Source organism: Aquamicrobium segne, from assembly GCF_042656785.1.
Taxonomy (GTDB): Bacteria; Pseudomonadota; Alphaproteobacteria; order Rhizobiales; family Rhizobiaceae; genus Mesorhizobium; species Mesorhizobium segne.
The window spans coordinates 1-2,401 of record NZ_JBHSLL010000069.1; the positions used below are offsets into that span (position 1 = coordinate 1).

Annotated in this window: 2 protein-coding genes and 2 pseudogenes; 3 read left to right on the forward strand and 1 reads right to left on the reverse strand. The window is 65.7% G+C overall.

What is annotated here, in order from left to right; translation table 11 throughout:
• Together ACFPLB_RS17440 and ACFPLB_RS17445 are read left to right on the forward strand one after the other, a co-directional pair.
• Nucleotides 1–1,180, forward strand: a pseudogene (locus ACFPLB_RS17440) (Ti-type conjugative transfer relaxase TraA); the annotation flags it as partial.
• Nucleotides 1,181–1,191: 11 nt separating this feature from the next.
• On the forward strand, nucleotides 1,192–1,938 hold the full coding sequence (locus ACFPLB_RS17445; RefSeq protein WP_183030168.1) for a DUF6118 family protein: 747 nt from the start codon (nucleotides 1,192–1,194) through the stop codon (nucleotides 1,936–1,938).
• A gap of 31 nt (nucleotides 1,939–1,969) precedes the next feature.
• Here ACFPLB_RS17445 and ACFPLB_RS17450 read toward each other — a convergent pair whose 3' ends face one another.
• The gene (locus ACFPLB_RS17450; protein WP_378232053.1) at nucleotides 1,970–2,248 is read right to left on the reverse strand and encodes a signal peptidase II; all 279 of its coding nucleotides are present in this window, start codon (nucleotides 2,246–2,248) and stop codon (nucleotides 1,970–1,972) included.
• 56 nt (nucleotides 2,249–2,304) lie between these two features.
• Here ACFPLB_RS17450 and ACFPLB_RS17455 point away from each other — a divergent pair.
• Nucleotides 2,305–2,401: pseudogene (locus ACFPLB_RS17455) on the forward strand (PLP-dependent transferase); the annotation flags it as partial.

Consider the following 2,401-nt stretch of genomic DNA (forward strand, 5'->3'; position numbering starts at 1 on the left):
TGTCACCTTGCCGGATGGGACGCAGACGCACCGGAACACATGGAAGGTTCAGGACGCCGGCGAACTGGCCTATAGCCAGCTTGAGCACCGCCTGTCCCGGTCGGGTGTGAAGGAAACCACGCTCGACTATACCCGCGACTTTGCCGAGCGGCGCGGGATCGCGGAGCAAATGGGCGTCCGCAGCGAAATCGAGCTTCCGGCCGAACGCGCGGCCGGGCTACGTGCGGAGCGGGAGTCGACGGCCGGGGATCATGCGCTTGATCGTAGATCCTCGCAAAAAGTCGGCGCAGATCTCGCGCAGGATCTCCGTGCAGATCCGCGCGAGGATCTCGCCGGCGATCGACAACAGCGCCGCAATCCGTTCGAGGGCCTGAAACTCGGGCGCGGCGCGGCGGCCGAGGGGCCGCAGCAGGACCGCGCTGGCGAGGGCGGCCCACAGATCGACAGACAAGGGCCGCAGCAGGCCGAGAAGCAGCGGCGCGGTATGTTCGCCGGCCTCAAGCTCAATGCGCGTCCTGCCCCCTCTCAGGAGCGTAGCGAGCGGCCGGAAAGGGAAGGGAGCTTGCGGCCGGCGCCGGCGCCCGACCGGCTGGCCGAGCGGGTGCGGGGGCAGTCGCCGCTTGAGGCCGCCGTTGACCGCTATTCGCGGGCCTATCAGTCGATCGACCAGCACCGGCGCGAGGGCCTGCCCGTTCTCGACATGCAGCGGCAGGAAATGCGCGATGCCGGCCAGCAGCTCGACCAGGTGCGCGATGGCATGAAAGACCTGATGCGCTCGACCCTACAAAATGACCCGGCGACGGCGCGCGCCATGACCGAGCTTTCCGGCCGGGAGCGTGTCGCCCATGTTATCGACGGCATGAAGCGCGAGAACGCCGCGCTGCAAGACCCGAATATCAGGGCCGAGCGGTTCGTTGAACGCTGGCAGGAGCTACAGGGGCAGCGCCGGGAGCTTCGTGGCTGGCAACACGACGAGGCACGCGGCAAGGTCGAAAGCCAGATGAGCGGCCTTGCCAAGAGCCTTGAGCGCGACCCGCAGGCGGAATCCATCGTGCGGAATCGCAGCCGGGAGCTTGGAATCGGGCAGGACTTGCGCCGGGAGCAGAGCATTGCCCGCGCGCTGCAAGAGGAAATGACACGCAGCCGGCAGATTAGCCGGGGTATCGGCTTGGGAATGTAGGCAGGGAGATCATGGCGGAACTGGACGACGACAGGGAAGGAATCGAACCGGAAGCATTGGACGAGGACGCCGGCGACCCGGCCGCAGCTTTCGACGCGCTCCGGCGCACGATCGAGACGCAGGGCGCGCAGATCGGCGCGGAAATGACCGTGATGCGGCGCGGGCTGGAAGCCGCTTTCGACCAGCTCGACAAGATCGAGCCGCAGACCGATTACAAGCCCCAGCTCGCCCAGCTCGTGCAGGCTCTCGACACTGTTGCGGAGCGGCTGCACAGCGTCGAGCAGTCGCCCATTCTTCGGCAGGGGGCGCAGCACTATGCGGCCGCGCTCGAGCGTAGCGGCGAGGCCCTGATACGCACCGCCGCGCAGCAGCTCGAACGGCAGGCGTCCGACCTCGAGCGCGCCGGCCGGAACCTCGCCGCGCATGTCGCCGGCGCGCGGGAGCGCGATCGGCAAAATTGGTGGCTTGTCGTCGCCTTCGCTATCGGCCTGCTCGCCGGCGCGGTGGTGATGCTGTTCCTTCCGCGCCTGTTGCCGTTCTCGGCCGCGCCGCGTGTCGCCAGCGTTGTCATGGGGGAAACGCCGTGGCGGGCCGGTATGAGTCTCATGGCGTTCGACAGCCCGGAAGCGTGGCAGCGCGTGGTCTCGGCTGATCAGCTCATTGAGGCGAACAGGGAGGCCGTAGCGGCTTGTTGGGAGGCCGCGCGCACGGCCGGCGAGGACCAGCGTTGCACCATCACCGTGCCAGCGCCTCAGTAGCCTTGGCGCTTGTTCGAGCTGCGTCCTATATTTATGGAATCGATGTGATTTTGTTCTTCTGCGGGATGATTTGTAGACCCAGCAGAAAGGCAGCGCCTAAGCTGATCCATATATCTGCCAGATTGAACACGAAGAAATGCCAATCCCCAAAATGCAGGTTCAGGAAGTCGGTGACAGAGCCGCGTGCGCTTCGGTCGATCAGGTTTGCTAGAGCGCCCGCTGCGACCAGTGAAAGGGCCGCCCGGTGCCAACCTTGCGACCGATAGGCCCATACGGTCATGGCAAGGGTCAGCAATCCTGTAACGACCACTAAAGGCTTTTAAACCAAGGGGTTGATTCAATCTTTCCGCCCGTGTCAATGGTTGATTGGATCCGGCATCAACCACCCATCGCCAGTTGTCGGCCGAAGGCCGGGCGGCGGCGGGCGCGGCGGATAACGTCGTGCGCCTGTCGATCGGGATCG